The organism is Microbacterium lushaniae (genome assembly GCF_008727775.1).
Lineage (GTDB): Bacteria > Actinomycetota > Actinomycetes > Actinomycetales > Microbacteriaceae > Microbacterium > Microbacterium lushaniae.
In genome coordinates this window covers 1552539-1568208 of sequence record NZ_CP044232.1, presented here as the reverse complement: position 1 = coordinate 1568208, position 15670 = coordinate 1552539, and the positions used below count along the sequence as shown (strand labels likewise).

Sequence of the window (15670 nt, the reverse complement as noted above, 5' to 3'; positions counted from 1 at the left end):
GATCGTGTCCGCGCGTGCCGCGTCAGCCCCGCCGCGCGAGGGCCTCACTGCACCAGCGGGTCCACAGCATCCACGGGTCGCCGACCCCGGCGCCCAGCACCGCGATGTGGGCGGCGAGAGGCTCCGAGAGGCGGAACCATTCGGTGCCCTCGAAGCGGTCGGCGGCGAACTCGCCGTGGCGGCGCCGTTCGACCGTGCGGTCGCCGCGTTCGAAGGCGAGGAGGTCGTCGTGCCGGATGGCGGCGAGGCGCTGACGGGGGTTCGCGGTCGTGCCGATCTTCACGCGGTCGGCGTACCTGAGGTAGTACACGACGTCCACGCGGGGCGGCGGCAGGTCGTCGTCCGGGACGTCGCCATAGCGCCACTCGCATACGGCGCACAGCCAGCCGCCCGGCCACCGCACGCCCAGGCGCGACCGGCACACCAGGCACGGCGAGGGCAGCACGTCGGTCACGCCATGGGCGCGCTGGTCCCATTCAGCGGCGACGGCGAGGTGCCGCTCGCACAGCGGCAGCGGGGTCTCGGGCGCCACCGCCTCCCCGCATCCGTCCACCAGGCATCCCACGTCCCGACAGTACGTCCCGCCGCCGACACCCCTGTCCCCCGTTCGTCCTGCAGACAGTCCTCGCCCGCGCGGCCTAGGTGCAGTTCCCCGAGACGTTGCGAACGAGAGGACCCGCCTGAGCGAGTGTGAGGGTTGAGAGTCTGCTGGCGATTCGTTTCGCGTCTCGTGGCGGTTCGGACGCTTCCAAAATGCGGCTCCGTTCGCCAGCCGCGGAGACGTGCAGTGGGATGTCTCGGTCGTAGAGGACGTCGATGAGGTTGGCGAATCGGGCGAGTGGGTCCCTGTCGACACTCGCCAGATCGGGTACGGATATCAGCGTGATTGCGCGAAATTGCTGTGCCAGCCAGAGGTATTGGGCGACTCCGAGGGGTTGCGCGCAGAGGTCGCTGAAAGTGAAGACGGCGGTGTCGCCCTCAACGCCGCGTGCGCTGATGATGTGGCCGGCAGCGTTGAGCTCGATGGCAGGGGTGTCGTTCGCAACAGGTGTCTGTGTGCGCCACGTCCCTGTGCCGAAGCCTCGAGTCGCCGCCGCGTGTTTCAGGCGATAGTCCTGGCCTTCGCCGAGGTGTACGACCTCGAGCTCCGTGCGAATGATGTCGATCGCGGGCCGGAAGCGCTCGTGGTAGAGCGGGTTGGGCATGAGATCCTCGGGCGCGTAGTTCGATGTCGCGAGGACGAGTATGCCGTCATCGAGCACACTCTTGAGAGTGGCAGACAGGTAGACGCCGTCTGCGACGTCGTGAACGTGGAACTCGTCGAAGAACACTGCACGCGCGTTCCCAAGCAGTCGCCGCAGCGATCTCTCGAGAGGCTCACGCTCGCGGGTGATCTGGGCCTGGAGGTCACGGAAGAAGTCGTGGAAGTGAAAGCGGCGCTTACGGTCTGTGGGAATGGCGGCGAAGTAGGTCTCGCTGATCAGGCTCTTGCCCCGCCCCACGTCACCCCACAGGTAGTAGCCGTGGCGCACTGGCGTGCTGAGCGCGTCGATGGCGGCGATCTGCGCGTTATCGAACGTGATCCCTGAGTCACCGAGAGCGGCACGAAAGGGGCCGCTGCTCGCGCGTGCGATGTTGTTTGGTTCGTTCGTGGTGCGTCGGTGGATGCCCAGTCCCATAGCGCATTACTCTATATCTATAGAGTAATGCGGAGGAGTCAGATGGCCAGACCCGGAGACCGACGTCCGTTGATCACCGATCATGCGATCGCTGTGCTCGCCAAGGGGGGTGCGCGCGCACTTTCCCACCAGGCCGTCGACAGGGCGGCCGGCCTCGCGACGGGGTCCACGTCGTACTACTTCCGCACCCGTCACGACCTCGTCGTTGCGACGATCGGTCGCATAAGGGAGCACTCGCGCGCGGCTTTCGACGAGTCACCTGTATCCGTGACGATCACTCCGCGGACGGCTGCGGCTCTCATGGCGGACCAACTTCTCTTACTCGCAGGCCCTCGCCGCGATGACGCCCTCGCGGTGTTCTCGCTGGTGGCGGAGGTCGAAGGCGATCCCGAGTTGCGCGCGCAGTTGGCGGGTTGCCTGTTCTCCCGAGAGCTGGCCGCAAAGCTGCTCGTCGCGCTGGGCGGAAGCGACGCCGACGGAGCTGCATTAGATCTGATCGACTTCCTCACCGGCATTCTCTTCGGGTTGCTTTTTGGGCAACGCCGAACGGAGGATGCCGACGGGACGCGGATTGCGGACGCATTGCAGCGGTTTCTCATGATCAACGTCGACGCTGCGGGTAGCTGATGACACTCGCCATCGGGTCCCTGTCCGCGCTGGCTGCACCACTACAACCATCACCGCCCACACTCAGGACTTGGTGGCGACGTCCCATCCTCGCGCGTTCGTGACGTCTCGGGAAATACAGCTAGAAGGGGGCGTCGCCGGCGTGCGACGGGCGGAAGACGGGCATCGGTCGCTCGGGCTGCACGACGTATCCTCGGCCGGTGGGCGAAGTCCATTCCAGAGCGCCTCCCGCCTCGGGAAGCTGCCGCACGTTCCATCGCCCGTGGTGTTTCACACGGTGGTGGCCGCGGCACAGCGGTGCGTGGTTGTGCAGCGACGTGTCGCCGCCGTCGTGGAACGCGATCGTGTGGTCGATGTCGCACCGGGTCGCCGGCATCGCGCACCCTGGCCCCATACATCGATCCGCCCGCCATCTCACCAGCTTCCGGAGCGCATCCGGTGCGCGGTACTTCACCCGGCCCACGGAGAGGACCATTCCCGTCTCGGGATGGGTGAGGATCCGCATCCACCCGTCGGAGCCACCGCACAGCTCCTTCGCGCGGTGGAGCGGGATGGGGCCCACACCCTCCACGACGGCGGGAGCAAGTCCGGCCGCATCCCGCGCGGCGTCGCCGTGCGCGAGCAGGGTCAAGGCGGGAACGGTGACGACGACGCTCGCCCGGATGCCGCGGGCCTCGGCGGGATGCGCTGCCGTGTCGCCGTCGATCAGCAGATCGCACAGCACATCGGAACGCACCTGGTCCCGCGTCCGGGACTCCTCGTCGGCGGCGGTGATCGCCGTGGCCATCGCGGTGAGCCGTCCGAAGATCGCATGCGCCTCGACGGCGGGCACGAGCGCGTGCAGCCATGCCATCGCGTCGCCGGCCGGCTCCACGACGACGCGGCGCAGGCCGAGGGCCGCCTCGTGCCGTTCCGCCGACGTCGCCGAGCGGGCCGTCTCCACGAGGATCTGGAGCCTGCGCCGGAAGGAGCCCACCGGCTGGGTCTTCGCCAGCTCGATCACCTCGGGCAGGAGCCGGTCACGCAGGTGCGGTTCGAGGGTGTCGAGCGCGTCGACGAGGATCTCGGCGTGCTGCTCGGTGATCTGTGCGCGCTCCAAGCAGGTCAGCGCGGCCGGGTAGCGGTGGACGAGCGCCCGTATCGCGCGGCGTCGGCCAACGACTCGCGGTGCATCGCGTCCACCCGTACGAGACGCTGGGCGGCGAATGCGGCGATCAGATCAGCCGTCTCCACCACGGCGTCCAGCGCATCCGGCACCGGCGGCTGGTACAGCTCATCCATTTCCGGCATGCCGCCAGTTTAGAACATATCTACGACACTCCGGTGGGAGTGGCCGAGGCTGTGGAGAACTCGCCGTCGCCGGCCAGGAGGTTGTTGACGCGCGCGTAGGGAGCTGAGACCTGGATCACTGAAGTAGGCGGTCGACGAACTCGTCTATGACCGCGTCGACGGACAGTCCGGTGTCGATCGGCGCGGTGAGGTGGTCGAGCATCAGCCCGTCGATCGCGTAGTGGAACAGGGCGATCTCCGTTCGCCCCCCTGGCAGGCCCGAGGCGTCGTTGAATGCCAGGTCCTCCTGGAATGCACGCTGTCGCCACGCCCCGAGCGCCGTGGCGACCGCAGGACGTCGTGCGGCTTCCAGCCGCAGCTCGAAGAGGGCGAGGGACACATGCGGGTCGGCGCTGAGTCGCCGCACGACGTCGCGCAGGTAGTCGGCGAAGAGCTCCCGGTCGGGAGACCGAGCGGCACGCGAAGCAACCACGTCGGGATCGGGCGTGAGTCGCTCTCCGATGCGGTCGACGAGTGCGGAGACGAGATCGTCGCGAGTCGGGAAGTAGTTCGAAGCCGTGCCGCGTGGCGTGCCTGCCGCTGCGTCGACCGCTCGGTGGGTGAGACCGCGGGCTCCTTCTCCGGCCAACACGCGGATCCCGGCGTCGGCGAGGGCGGCGCGTCGTTCGTCGTTGCGAGCCATGTCGCCCATGCTAGCCAAACCACGACGCCTGTTGTACTTTAACCACGACAGATGTCGTGATCGGAGCCGCCATGCGAAACCTCGTCTACTACGTCGCCGTCAGTGTCGACGGATACATCGCCGACCCGACGGGCGGGTTCGATGCGTTCCTCGTCGAAGGCGATCACGCGTCGGTGGTGTTCGGCGAGTACGCGGATGCGCTGCCGGCGCATGCGCACGCCGCGCTGGGGATCGAGCCGCCGAAGACACGTTTCGACACGGTGATCATGGGGTGGAACACTCTCACCCCCGCGCTGGATATCGGTGTCGCCAGTCCCTACCCGCACCTGCGTCAGGTCGTCGCAAGTCGCCGCCCACGCGACGTCGACCCGGCGATCGTCCTCACCGACGACCCGCTCGCCACGGTCCGCACCATGAAGCGGGAGGACGGTCTGGACCTGTGGCTGTGCGGTGGCGGCGAGCTCGCCGGCGCGCTTCTGCCGGAGATCGACCGACTCGTCCTCAAACGCAACCCCGTCGCCTTCGGCTCCGGCATCCCCCTGTTCGGCAGCGCCCCCTACGAGCCGCGCGCGTTCGCCCTGACCCGCACCCGCTCCTTCGAGTCGGGTGTCGTGATCGAGGAGTACGCCTCCCCTGGCAGAGCGTGAGTGCATCTCCCGCGGGACCGCGTCCACGTGTGTCACCCGTTATGGGCTGTTCCACGGCGCGTGCTACCGGTCGAGGATGTTCGCGGGATCGACCGGGGGTTCCGGTGCCCGCGCGGCATCGGCCCACACCTCGCGCAGTCGCAGGTTCGGCGCGGGCGCGATGCGGTTGCCCGAGCGGAACTGGAAGCGCCATGCCACTTCGGGCACCACCACTTCGAGGACATCTCGCGGCACGCGGTCGCGTTCGACCACGAGATCATCGAAGGCGACCTCGACGAAGCTCGCGGTGCGCCGGGGATCGGCGAAGTGGACATCTTCGTAGGGATGCGTCATGACGGTGCCGTGCCCGATGAGGCCGTAGGAGCCGCCTTGACGCAGGAGCCACGCATCCGTGCCCGGTTCGACGTCCTTCCGCGCGCCGACCGACCACTGCGTGAGGAACGGCGTGCCCGCGGCGACGGATGCGACCACCGCCGCGTACGAGCCGGGCCACTCGTCCCACAGGGACGGGTTCCAGCCGAGGATCACCCCCGCGTCGCGCCAGTACTCCGCGCCGGGTCGCTGGGTGCCCCTCACACGCTGCGGAAGATGCCGATGCACGCCGCCAGCGTACGGCGGTCACGCCCGTCTCATCCCGTCGGCGACGCGCCGGGAACGGGGGCGGGGGTGGGGGCGGGGCGGCGGAGGGCGAGCGCGGCCAGGGCGCCGGCCACGGCGCACATTGCGATGATCGCGGCGACGAACACCTCCCACCCGACGTCGGCGAAGAGCCATCCGAGAGCCCAGCCGAAGACGCTGGATCCGCCGTAGTAGGCCAGGTAGTACAGCGACGACGCCTGCGCCCGTGTGTCGGGCCGCGCGGCCGTCGGCGCCCAACCCGAGGCGATCGCGTGGGCGCCGAAGAACCCCGCCGTGAAGACGACGAGTCCGACCAGCAGTGCCGGGACGACGGGTACGAACATCAGCACGAGTCCGAGGATGCTGCATCCCACCGACGCCAGCAGCACGGGCAGCCGGCCGTGGCGGGCGGCGAGAGAGCCCGCCCACGGCGAGGTGAGCGTGCCGGCGAGGTACGCGAGGAACAGGAGCGTGACGATCCACGCCGGCAGCGCGAACGGCGGGGCGGTGAGGTGGAAGCCGAGGTAGTTGTAGATGCCGACGAACCCGCCCATCAGCAGGAACGCCTGCGCGTACAGCACGAGCTGCACGGGCGAACGCAGGTTGACCGCGAGCCGCGCGGCGATGCGCGGTCCACGTTCGGGCAGGTGACGGTGGAGGACGAACCCGCGCGCCCTCGGCACCAGCCACAGGAACAGCACGGCGGATGCCGCGCACAGCCCCGCGACGGCCCACAGCCCCGCACGCCATTCGACGAGATCGGCGACCGGTCCCGACACGAGCCGTCCGGCGAGGCCGCCGACGGTCGTTCCGGCGACGTAGCTGCCCGCCGCGGCCGCCGCATGCCCGGCATCCACTTCCTCGCTGAGGTAGGCCAGCGCGACCGCCGGGACGGCACCGAGGGCGGCCCCCTCGAGCAGTCGCACGACGAGGAACAGCCCGATGTCGCCGGCGAAGGGCGCTGCCACTCCCAGGACGGTGGCGGCGAGGATGCCGATCGCCATCGCGGGGACCCGTCCCACGCGGTCGGCCACCATCGACCACGGGATCACGGCCGCCGCGAGCCCCAGCGTGCAGGCCGAGACCGACAGCGCCGCCGTGGCCGGCGCGACGCCCAGATCTGCGGCGATCATGGGGAGCACCGCCTGCGGCGAGTACAGCTGCGCGAAGGTGGCGATGCCGGCGAAGAAGAGTCCCGCGAGCAGGCGACGGTATTCGCGGCTTCCGGGCAGGTGTCCGCTGAAGCCGCTCACTCCCCTCACGATATTGCCTCGGCGGCCGCGGGGTGTGCGGCGTCATCAGCGCAGGGCGATGAGCCACGACGTGTAGCGCTCGGTCACGACGCCTCCGAGCTCCCGCACGGCGGCGGCGGCCTCATCCGCCTCCGCGGGCGTCCAGTCGCTGAACGTGCGGAACAGCCGCCGCACCACCTCCTCGTCGAGGTCGAGCGACCAGCGGAACGTGTCGGCGCTCGCGAGGGTGAACAGCCCGCCGGCGACCAGACGCTCGGCCGTCGTGCCGGTGTCCTCCAGCGCCCGCCGCGACGCGCCGCCGCGTCGTGCCACGATCGCGTCCACCCGTTCCCGGAATGGCGTGACCGCCGCATCCGGGTCGCCGAACACGTTGCGCCATACGAGGAACCAGCCGTCCGGGGTGAGGGCGCGGCGCACCTTGGGCAGCACGACGTCGAGGTCCATCCAATGCAGAGATGTCGCGGCCACCGCGAGATCGAAGACCGCGTCGTCGAGCTCGGCGTCTTCGGCCGCGACCGGCTGCACGCGTGCGGCGGGGTATCGCTCGCGCAGGCGTGCAGCCAGCCGCGGGCCCGGTTCGACGGCGACCATGTCCATGCCCGCCGCCAGCAGCGGACCCGTCGCCTGGCCCGTCCCGGCACCCAGGTCGACCGCGCGGCGACCCGGGCGCAGCGCGCCGAGCTCGCGCACGCGCGCCCACAGCGCATCGGGGTAGGGCGGTCTGGCGCGCTCGTACTCGCCCGCCTGCTCGTCGAAGTGCATCGGCCCCGGCATCCCCGGAGCGTACCTCCTCCCGCTCCCGGGGTCAGCGAGAGCCGGGCGCACGCGCGGGGCGCAGCATCGCGTCGGGGCGGTACTGCGCGAACGAGCCGGTGCCGCGGTCCAGGCCGCTTCCGCCGGCGATCGCGTCGGCGCGGGTGTTCAGCGAGGAGGTTCAGCGAGGTCCGTGCCGCACCCGAACTCCGCAAGCTCGCCCCGCATAGGCCGGTACGAGGCAGCTTTCGCCGCAGAGAGCCCACATTTTGAGGAGTTCGGGCGAGACGGAGGCGGGGCCACACGGTGGGGAACGCGACGGAGGCGGGACCCAGACACGGGCGACGGAGGCGGGACCCCGCGGGTGGGGAACGCGACGGAGGCGGGACCCCGCGGGTGGGGAACGCGTCGGAGGCACCCCCAGACGGGGGCGACGGAGGCAGCCCCAGTCGTGGCGAGACGCGGAGGTGTGGCCGGTGCGGAGGGTCGCGTAGGTCAGCACCCGCCGCGCCCGAACTCCTCAACTTCGCGCCGCATGGGCCGGTTTCCGGACTCTTCCTGCTGCGGTGGCCCCGGATTTGAGGAGTTCGGGCGAGATGAGGAGTACCGCGAGGGGCGGCGCGGGGCGTCTCCACGGTTGTCCCCGCGACTGGCGATGTGAGCTGCGTGGCGTGCTGCTCGGCGATCGCCGGGCGGGCGATCTCGAGCGTGATGCCGCTCCCCCGCAGCACCCACCCGGCGCGCTCGTCACCGATCACCAGCGCGAGGCACCTGGCATAACTCGAGCGCATCGGCCAGCACCCGCAGCAAGGAGACTGCCCGCAGTCCCGCACGCGGGTCGCTCGTATCCGCTGCCGCCGCGGCGATGTCCCCGTTCTACGTCCTGTCAACCCACATTGCTAGATGGACATCTGTCGACCTCAGTTTGCTCACACGGCCCAGCGACACACGAAAGCGGGCCGGAACCCGAAGGTTCCGGCCCGCCTCGTTGAGCGTCAACTCAGTGCTGGATCAGCGACCCGACAGCTTCTCGCGCAGAGCGGCGAGAGCGGCGTCGTCGGCCAGGGTGCCGGCCGAGGCCGACTCCGAGGTGTACGAGCCTCCGCCACCGGTCGAGACGGCAGCATCCGAAGAGCCACCGGCCGGAGCGTTCGCCTCGGCCTCGAGGGCCTTGGCGACGGCAGCCTTGTGGGCCTCCCAGCGAGCCTGGGCAGCGGCGTACTCCTGCTCCCACTTCTCGCGCTGCTCGTCGAATCCTTCGAGCCAGGCGTTGGTCTCCGGGTCGAAGCCCTCGGGTACTTGTACTCCCCGCGCTCGTCGTACTCGGTGACCATGCCGTACAGGGCCGGGTCGAACTCGGTGCCGAAGGGGTCGACCGACTCGTTCGCCTGCTTGAGCGAGAGCGAGATGCGGCGACGCTCGAGGTCGATGTCGATGATCTTGACGAAGACCTCTTCACCGACCGACACGACCTGCTCGGCGAGCTCGACGTGACGGCCCGACAGCTCGGAGATGTGCACGAGGCCCTCGATGCCGTCCGCGACGCGGACGAAGGCACCGAACGGAACGAGCTTGGTGACCTTGCCCGGTGCGATCTGGCCGATCGCGTGGGTGCGGGCGAAGACCTGCCACGGGTCCTCCTGCGTCGCCTTCAGCGACAGGGAGACGCGCTCGCGGTCCAGGTCGACCTCGAGGATCTCGACGGTGACCTCCTGGCCGACCTCCACGACCTCGGACGCGTGCTCGATGTGCTTCCACGAGAGCTCGGAGACGTGCACGAGGCCGTCCACGCCACCCAGGTCGACGAACGCACCGAAGTTGACGATCGAGGAGACCGTGCCCTTGCGGACCTGGCCCTTGTGCAGGTTGTTGAGGAAGTTCGAGCGCGACTCGGACTGCGTCTGCTCCAGCAGCGCGCGGCGCGAGAGAACCACGTTGTTGCGGTTCTTGTCGAGCTCGAGGATCTTCGCCTCGATCTCCTGGCCGAGGTACGGCGTGAGGTCGCGGACGCGGCGCAGCTCGATGAGCGACGCCGGCAGGAAGCCACGCAGGCCGATGTCGACGATGAGGCCACCCTTGACGACCTCGATCACGGAGCCGGTGACAACACCGTCGGTCTCCTTGATCTTCTCCACGTCGCCCCACGCGCGCTCGTACTGCGCACGCTTCTTGGACAGGATGAGGCGGCCTTCCTTGTCCTCCTTCTGGAGAACCAGCGCCTCGACGTGGTCGCCGACGTTGACGACCTCGTTGGGGTCGACGTCGTGCTTGATGGAGAGTTCGCGCGAGGGGATGACGCCCTCGGTCTTGTATCCGACGTCGAGGAGGACCTCGTCGCGGTCGATCTTCACCACGGTGCCTTCGATGAGGTCGCCGTCGTTGAAGAACTTCAGGGTCTTTTCGACCGCGGCCAGGAAGTCCTCAGCAGAGCCGATGTCGTTGATCGCGACCTGCTTGGTGGCCGGGGCGGTCGTTGCGGTAGTCATGTAGTGGGTTGTCCTATTGGGGTTGGTGTCGGGCTTCTGCTCGTGCCTCTCCCCCGGTTGAGGGATGAAGCAGTCCGCAGCCATACGATCGTCGAACGAGTTCGCGCGACGACCGAGACGAGACGGCGTGAGCCGAAGCGAAGCGGATTGTTTTCGTGCGATGTCACTGAGGCCGGAGCCTGGACGTGCGGAACGAGCCACACGAGTGACACTCAAGACTAGCAAACGCCGGGGACGGACGAAATGTTCCTGCGCCGCGAGGTTCGGGGAATCTCATGCGGCGCGGAAGACCGGCACCCGGCGTTCGGGTTCGACGACGTAACGCCGACCCAGAGGGGACGTCCACTCGATCGCCCCGCTGCTCCCCTCCCGCTGCCGCACCACCCAGCCGCCGTGATGTTTCACGGTGTGATGTCCCTGGCACAGCGGAGCGAGGTTCGTCAGTTCCGTCCGCCCGCCGTCCTCCCACGCCGTCTGATGGTCGATCTGACATCGGGAAGCGGGAAGGCCGCATCCGGGAGCCATACATCGGCCCGCACGCCAGCGGACCAGTCGCTGGAGGGCCTTCGGGGGCTGGTACTTCTTGCGCCCGACCGAAAGGACCATTCCGTTCTCAGGGTGGGTGAGGATACGCATCCAGCCGTCGGCCGAACCGCACAGCTCCCGCGCCCGCTCGATGGGGATGGGACCCACACCCTCGACGAGGGCCGGCTCGCACTTCTGCGCCAACTCGTCGCTGAGAAGCGCCAGCGCCGGAACCGTCACCGCGACGGTCGCCCGGATTCCCTGGGCGGCTCCGGGGTGAGCCGCCACGACACCGTCGACCAGCAGATCACCCACGACATCGGCGCGGAGCTGGTCGAGCGTTCGCTCGTCATCATCCTCCGCGCCGAGCACCTTGGCGATGGCGGTGATGCGGTTGTGCACGGCCTGCGCCTCGACGGCCGGCATATGCACGAGCAGCCACGCCATGCCGTCTTCGCTCGTCTCGATGACGACCCGGCGCGCCGCCACCGCGTCCCGATGGCGCTCTTCCAGGGATGCCGCGCGGACCGTTTCGACGAGTTTGCGCAGCAGACGGTGAAAAGTGCCGAGCGGATGCGCCTCCGCCAACTCGACCGCGAGGGGGACGACGGGTTCGCGCAACTCCGGCTCGACGGTGTCGACGAGCTCGACGAACACCTCCGCGTGGCGCTCCGTCGTCCGGGCTCCCTGCAGCGACGCGAGCATCGCGGGGTACCGGTCGACGAGGCCCTCAGCCGTGATCAGCATCCGGTCGGCGGCGCGCTCGGTGATCTGGAGTGCCGCGGCCAGTTCCAGGCGCAACGATCGCTCGATCATCTCGAGGCTGGCCCCGCGGAACGTCGTGAGCTCTGTCAGAGCTTCCTGATGCATGGCGTCGACGCGCTCGAAGCGCTGCGCGGCGAACACGGACATCATGCTCGACACCTCGGTCACCAGATCGATCGGATCGAGCGGGTGTGCCATGCGGGGGTCGTCATCCCAGAGCGCGCCGACACCGACGGAGGGAGTCTCCGGCGGGTCGATTCGCTCTGTGGCCATGACTGAAGACTAGAACATACCTCCGACACTCGAGTCTGCGACGTCCCGCCCTCGACCACCGGGATCAGCCGGCGTCGCGACCGTACCGCTCGGCCGACACGATCTGCTCGGCCACGCGCCGCAGCGCGAGCAGCACTTGCTCCGGCAGCACCGTCCCGAGCACGACGTAGCGCACGACCGACTCCAGCGAGTCGGTCGGGATGCCGGCGATCTCGGCCTCGGCGATCTGACGGGCCGCTGCGACGTACGCAGTGAGCACGTCGGGCGGGATCTGGAATCCCGACCGCTCGACGTTGCGCAGCGCCTGAGCCAGCCCGGCAAGCTGCGCCGGATCGCACTGATCCGCCTCGCCGCCCAGCTGTGCGAACAGCTTCTCCGCCTCGGCGGTGTCGATGCCGTCCTCCGCGCCGGGCGCGACGGCGGCGTGCGCCACCCCGAGGAGCTCGTACGGAGTCGGCGGCGGAGCATCCAGCGCGGCGATCACCTTGCGCGTCTCGGCGATGCTGACGCCCGACTCGATGAGCGCCCTGATGACGCGGAGCCGCTGGAGGTGCGCGTCGTCGTAGCTCGCCTGCGTCGCCGACGTGCGATTGCCCTCGGGCAGCAGCTTCTCGCGCAGGTAGTACTTGATCGTGGGCACCGGCACGCCGGCCGCCGCGGACAGTTCCGAGATTCGCATCCATCACCTCTTGACACGGATAGTAACGGTATCCAAGCTGGATAGCGCAACTATCTGGACAGGAGCAGGCCATGACCCGGATCATGCAGGGGCGGATGACGCATCGCCACGAGGGCGAGCTCGTCGTGTTCCACATCGGCATGGAGATCAACAGGTGGTGGCGGCCGGATCTCTGGCTGCCGGCGTTCGTGGCGATGCCGCGGATGCTGCGCGAGCTCACTGCCGAGGCCGACTCCGGCATGCTCGGCTACGCCATCCTGTTCGGTGCCCGCGGGCCGTACGTCGTGCAGTACTGGTCGTCGATCGACAAACTGTACGACTACGCCTCCTCCCCCACTCAGGAGCATCGGCCGGCCTGGACGCGCTTCAACCGGATGGCGCGGAAGGCCCCGGGCGCCGTCGGGATCTGGCACGAGACGTTCCTCGTCGAGCGCGCCGAGAGCGTGTACGTCTCGACGAAGCCGATGGGGCTTCCGAAGGCGACCGAGCTCGTGCCGGTGACCCAGCGCCACGACCGGGCGCGGGACCGCTACGCCGAAGGGCGCACCGCTGGGACGGCGCCGTCCCACGCGGAGTGAACAGGCCGCGCGGCGCTCAGCAGCGTGCCAGGACCCGCTCCAGCGCCGTGCGCTCCTCGCCGGTGACACCGAGGTCCCACTCATCGAGCACGGCGACGTAGTCGGAGACGTACACGCAGTGCGCCGCCTCGGACGGCGGCAGCCACTCCTCCGGCCCCGAGTCTCCCTTCGACTGATTGACCGCACCCGCCGTCGCCCGCAGGTTGTCGGGGTCGTTCGCGAACGCCAGCCGCTCCTGATCGCTCCAGAACTCCGCGCCGTGCCGCCACGCCCACGCGAGCGGGACGAGGTGATCGATCTGGACCAGCACCGACGTGTCCGTCCCCGAGACGAACTCGACCCGCTCGCCGGTGTAGGGGTCCACGAGCACGCCGGCGAGCACCTTGCAGCCGTTCGTCCCGTCCTTCAGGACGGTGTCGTGCAGGTCACGCCGCAGCACGTCGTTGCGCGTGTCGCATCCGTTCCGGTCGAGGTCGTGCCACGCCGTCCCGAACGACTCCCGGTAATAGCGGGCGATGGACTGTCCCGACACCGTCTCCAGCCCGGTGAGTGCGGCGCGGGCGTGCTCGACGTCGCGGCTCGACGCCACGGGCGCGGGAGCCGCGCCGGGGGCGGAGTCGGCGAACCACAGGGGTGCGACGACCGCCAGCCCCAGGCACACCGCGATGCCCGCGAAGACCGCGACCAGCGACCGGGCGGTGCCGCGTGCGCGGCGGTGGGCGCGCGGCAGACGCTTGCTCGAACTCACTGCGCTCTTACCGATCCCTCGCACCATGACGACGCGGACACACGCCGTACTGGGGCGGATCAGCTGTTGCAGGCGATCCCGTCCCCGTCCCGATCCAGATCATAGACGTCCGATCCGACGACGCGTGCGGTGCCCTGCAGGTAGGCCGGGCCGTTCCCGCTCCCGCCGGCGCAGTCCACGTCGCTGGCGACCGGAACGCATCCGTCGGCGTAGTTCGGATCGCATCCCGAGCCCTGCGCCACCGGCTCCGGCGCGGGGGCAGGCGGTGGATCCAGCGTGCCGACGGCTGTGACCTCGGTGACGGGTTCGGCCCGGACGACGTCGGACACCAGCTCGCGCGCGGTCTCCTTGCCGTCCACGGTCGTCACGCGGTACGTCAGCACCCGCTCTCCGTTCAGCCCCGCGGTGGCCACCTGCGACTGCCCTCGCGGGATGCTGCCGTCTTCGACCGTGGTCCGTTCGAACGGGACCGGCTGGACCACGACCTCCTCGGTCGTGGTCGTCACGGGAGACGGCGACGGGTGCGCGGGCTCCGGAGACGGAGATCGGGTGCTGATGGCGGCAGCACGATCCCGAGAGGTTTCGACCGGTGTCGAGGTCGGATAGATCGCGGCACTCACGCTCCCCGTCGCGAAGAACACCAGCGCGGCGGCCGCCGTGATCGCCATCGTTGCTTTCCGCGAACCGAACTTCAGCCACGTCGGTGTGCCTTTGGCCAGCGCGACGATGCCCGTGATCAGGACGACGAGCGCCATGAGCGCCACGATCGGCGAGAGAACCACCGCGAGGATCAGCGCCACCACGCCCATCACCACCCAGAGCCACACCGGGACTCTCCTCCGCCCACTGTCACGAGGGCGACTCGGTGGCGGTGGAAGCAGCTGAGTGGCGCCGGAGGGCCGAACGCTCCCCGTCCACTGCGTGCCGTCCCACCAGCGCTCCGTCGCGCCGTCGGACGGGTCAGGAAACCAGCCAGGCTGAATACGTGTCATCGACTCCCCCAAGTCTGACGAACAGATGGCTCAGTGAACCAGACCGCGATGAACGGCCGCAAATCCCGCCGCCGCCGTACGATGCGGAGTGCCCCTCGAACCGCCACGCAACGGGAGCCGCCATGACCCTGACCACCGTCCACCTCGACCGCGCCGTGGGTGCCGTCGTCGCCTCGGCGGCCGGTGACGCGCTGGGCGCGCAGTACGAGTTCGGGCCGGCGCTCAGCGACGCGACGCCCGTCGAGTTCGGGAGGGGCACGTTCGGGCACGACATCGGCGAGTGGACCGACGACACGAGCATGGCGGTGCCCATCCTCCAGGCGCTCGCCGCCGGCGACCGGCTCGACGACGGGCGGGTGCTGGCGGGCATCGTGACGGCGTGGATCGGATGGGCGGCCACGGCCAAGGACGTCGGCGCGCAGACGCGCGCGGTGCTCGGACGCCTCGGCGCCACTCCGACGGAGAGCGAAGCGCTCGCGGCATCCGAGGCCGTGCACCTGGCCGCCGGACGGAGCGGCGGCAACGGCTCGCTCATGCGAACCGGACCCGTGGCCCTCGGTCACCTCGACGACCCCGCGGCGCTGGTCGCCGACGCCGGCCGCGTGGCGCGCCTGACGCACTGGGAGGACGACAACGCCGACGCGTGCGCACTGTGGTCTCTCGCGATCCGCCACGCGATCCTCACCGGGGAGCTCGACGTGCGCGGTCAGGTGGCATGGCTGCCACCTGCGCGCCGCGACCGCTGGGCGGCGCTGATCGAGGAAGCCATGGCGCCCGGGGCGCACCCCCGTGATTTCGCCGCGGAGAACGGGTGGGTCGTCCGCGCGTTCCAGGCGGCGCTGTCGGCCGTCGCCGGGTCGGGATCGCTCGTGGAGGCGCTGGAGCGCGCCGTGCGCGGCGGCAACGACACCGACACCGTCGCCGCCATCGCCGGCTCGCTCGCCGGCGCGGTGTACGGAGCCGGCGCCGTGCCGGTGGCGTGGAGCCGGATGCTGCACGGCTGGCCGGGTCTCGGAGCCGACGACCTCGCGCACCTGGCGGCCCTGGCCGCCGAACGCCACGTCTCGTGACCCGG

At 69.7% G+C, this 15670-nt stretch carries 16 protein-coding genes and 2 pseudogenes; 4 read left to right on the top strand and 14 right to left on the bottom strand.

What is annotated here, in order from left to right:
- Nucleotides 1–22 precede the first annotated feature (22 nt).
- Nucleotides 23–565 (bottom strand): GIY-YIG nuclease family protein, encoded by a 543-nt coding sequence (locus tag F6J85_RS07335; protein WP_420846141.1) that lies wholly within the window; start codon nt 563–565, stop codon nt 23–25.
- Nucleotides 566–638: 73 nt separating this feature from the next.
- Nucleotides 639–1679 (bottom strand): cell division protein ZapE, encoded by a 1041-nt coding sequence (gene zapE, locus F6J85_RS07330; protein ID WP_150924447.1) that lies wholly within the window; start codon nt 1677–1679, stop codon nt 639–641.
- Nucleotides 1680–1721: 42 nt separating this feature from the next.
- On the opposite strand from zapE, the gene F6J85_RS07325 reads away from it, so the two are divergent.
- Nucleotides 1722–2306, top strand: coding sequence for a TetR/AcrR family transcriptional regulator (locus F6J85_RS07325; protein ID WP_150924446.1), 585 nt, complete (start codon nt 1722–1724; stop codon nt 2304–2306).
- A gap of 121 nt (nt 2307–2427) precedes the next feature.
- Here the strand turns inward: F6J85_RS07325 and F6J85_RS07315 are convergent, their stop codons facing one another.
- The 3 genes from F6J85_RS07315 to F6J85_RS07310 form a co-directional block, all read right to left on the bottom strand.
- Nucleotides 2428–3405, bottom strand: a complete 978-nt coding sequence (locus F6J85_RS07315) for an HNH endonuclease signature motif containing protein (RefSeq protein WP_238707088.1) — start codon at nt 3403–3405, stop codon at nt 2428–2430.
- Between the two features lie 5 nt (nt 3406–3410).
- The gene (locus tag F6J85_RS17955; RefSeq protein WP_238707087.1) at nt 3411–3596 is read right to left on the bottom strand and encodes a hypothetical protein; all 186 of its coding nucleotides are present in this window, start codon (nt 3594–3596) and stop codon (nt 3411–3413) included.
- A gap of 115 nt (nt 3597–3711) precedes the next feature.
- Complete coding sequence (locus F6J85_RS07310; protein WP_150924445.1) at nt 3712–4278, bottom strand: TetR/AcrR family transcriptional regulator; 567 nt, start codon at nt 4276–4278, stop codon at nt 3712–3714.
- A 71-nt stretch (nt 4279–4349) separates the two neighbouring features.
- On the opposite strand from F6J85_RS07310, the gene F6J85_RS07305 reads away from it, so the two are divergent.
- Nucleotides 4350–4925, top strand: a complete 576-nt coding sequence (locus tag F6J85_RS07305; RefSeq protein WP_150924444.1) for a dihydrofolate reductase family protein — start codon at nt 4350–4352, stop codon at nt 4923–4925.
- 63 nt (nt 4926–4988) lie between these two features.
- Here F6J85_RS07305 and F6J85_RS07300 read toward each other — a convergent pair whose 3' ends face one another.
- The 6 genes and pseudogenes from F6J85_RS07300 to F6J85_RS07275 form a co-directional block, all read right to left on the bottom strand.
- Nucleotides 4989–5525 (bottom strand): hypothetical protein, encoded by a 537-nt coding sequence (locus tag F6J85_RS07300; protein ID WP_150924443.1) that lies wholly within the window; start codon nt 5523–5525, stop codon nt 4989–4991.
- Between the two features lie 29 nt (nt 5526–5554).
- Nucleotides 5555–6796, bottom strand: coding sequence for an MFS transporter (locus tag F6J85_RS07295; RefSeq protein ID WP_238707086.1), 1242 nt, complete (start codon nt 6794–6796; stop codon nt 5555–5557).
- 45 nt (nt 6797–6841) lie between these two features.
- Nucleotides 6842–7570, bottom strand: coding sequence for a class I SAM-dependent methyltransferase (locus tag F6J85_RS07290; RefSeq protein WP_150924442.1), 729 nt, complete (start codon nt 7568–7570; stop codon nt 6842–6844).
- Nucleotides 7571–8560: 990 nt separating this feature from the next.
- Nucleotides 8561–10035: pseudogene (rpsA, locus tag F6J85_RS07285) on the bottom strand (30S ribosomal protein S1).
- A 273-nt stretch (nt 10036–10308) separates the two neighbouring features.
- Entirely contained in the window at nt 10309–11598 is a 1290-nt protein-coding gene (locus F6J85_RS07280; RefSeq protein ID WP_238707085.1) for an HNH endonuclease signature motif containing protein, read from the bottom strand.
- A 64-nt stretch (nt 11599–11662) separates the two neighbouring features.
- Entirely contained in the window at nt 11663–12277 is a 615-nt protein-coding gene (locus F6J85_RS07275) for a MerR family transcriptional regulator (protein ID WP_150924441.1), read from the bottom strand.
- 71 nt (nt 12278–12348) lie between these two features.
- Between F6J85_RS07275 and F6J85_RS07270 the strand changes: the two genes are divergently transcribed.
- Nucleotides 12349–12855, top strand: coding sequence for a DUF4188 domain-containing protein (locus F6J85_RS07270; protein ID WP_150924440.1), 507 nt, complete (start codon nt 12349–12351; stop codon nt 12853–12855).
- 16 nt (nt 12856–12871) lie between these two features.
- Here F6J85_RS07270 and F6J85_RS07265 read toward each other — a convergent pair whose 3' ends face one another.
- From F6J85_RS07265 to F6J85_RS18270, 3 genes and pseudogenes are all read right to left on the bottom strand, one after another.
- The gene (locus F6J85_RS07265) at nt 12872–13603 is read right to left on the bottom strand and encodes an HNH endonuclease family protein (RefSeq protein WP_202980881.1); all 732 of its coding nucleotides are present in this window, start codon (nt 13601–13603) and stop codon (nt 12872–12874) included.
- Between the two features lie 59 nt (nt 13604–13662).
- Nucleotides 13663–14430, bottom strand: a complete 768-nt coding sequence (locus F6J85_RS07260) for a G5 domain-containing protein (RefSeq protein WP_238707084.1) — start codon at nt 14428–14430, stop codon at nt 13663–13665.
- A 66-nt stretch (nt 14431–14496) separates the two neighbouring features.
- Nucleotides 14497–14595 (bottom strand): annotated as a pseudogene (locus tag F6J85_RS18270) (DUF2510 domain-containing protein); the annotation flags it as partial.
- Nucleotides 14596–14717: 122 nt separating this feature from the next.
- On the opposite strand from F6J85_RS18270, the gene F6J85_RS07255 reads away from it, so the two are divergent.
- Complete coding sequence (locus F6J85_RS07255; RefSeq protein WP_150924438.1) at nt 14718–15665, top strand: ADP-ribosylglycohydrolase family protein; 948 nt, start codon at nt 14718–14720, stop codon at nt 15663–15665.
- Nucleotides 15666–15670 lie beyond the last annotated feature (5 nt).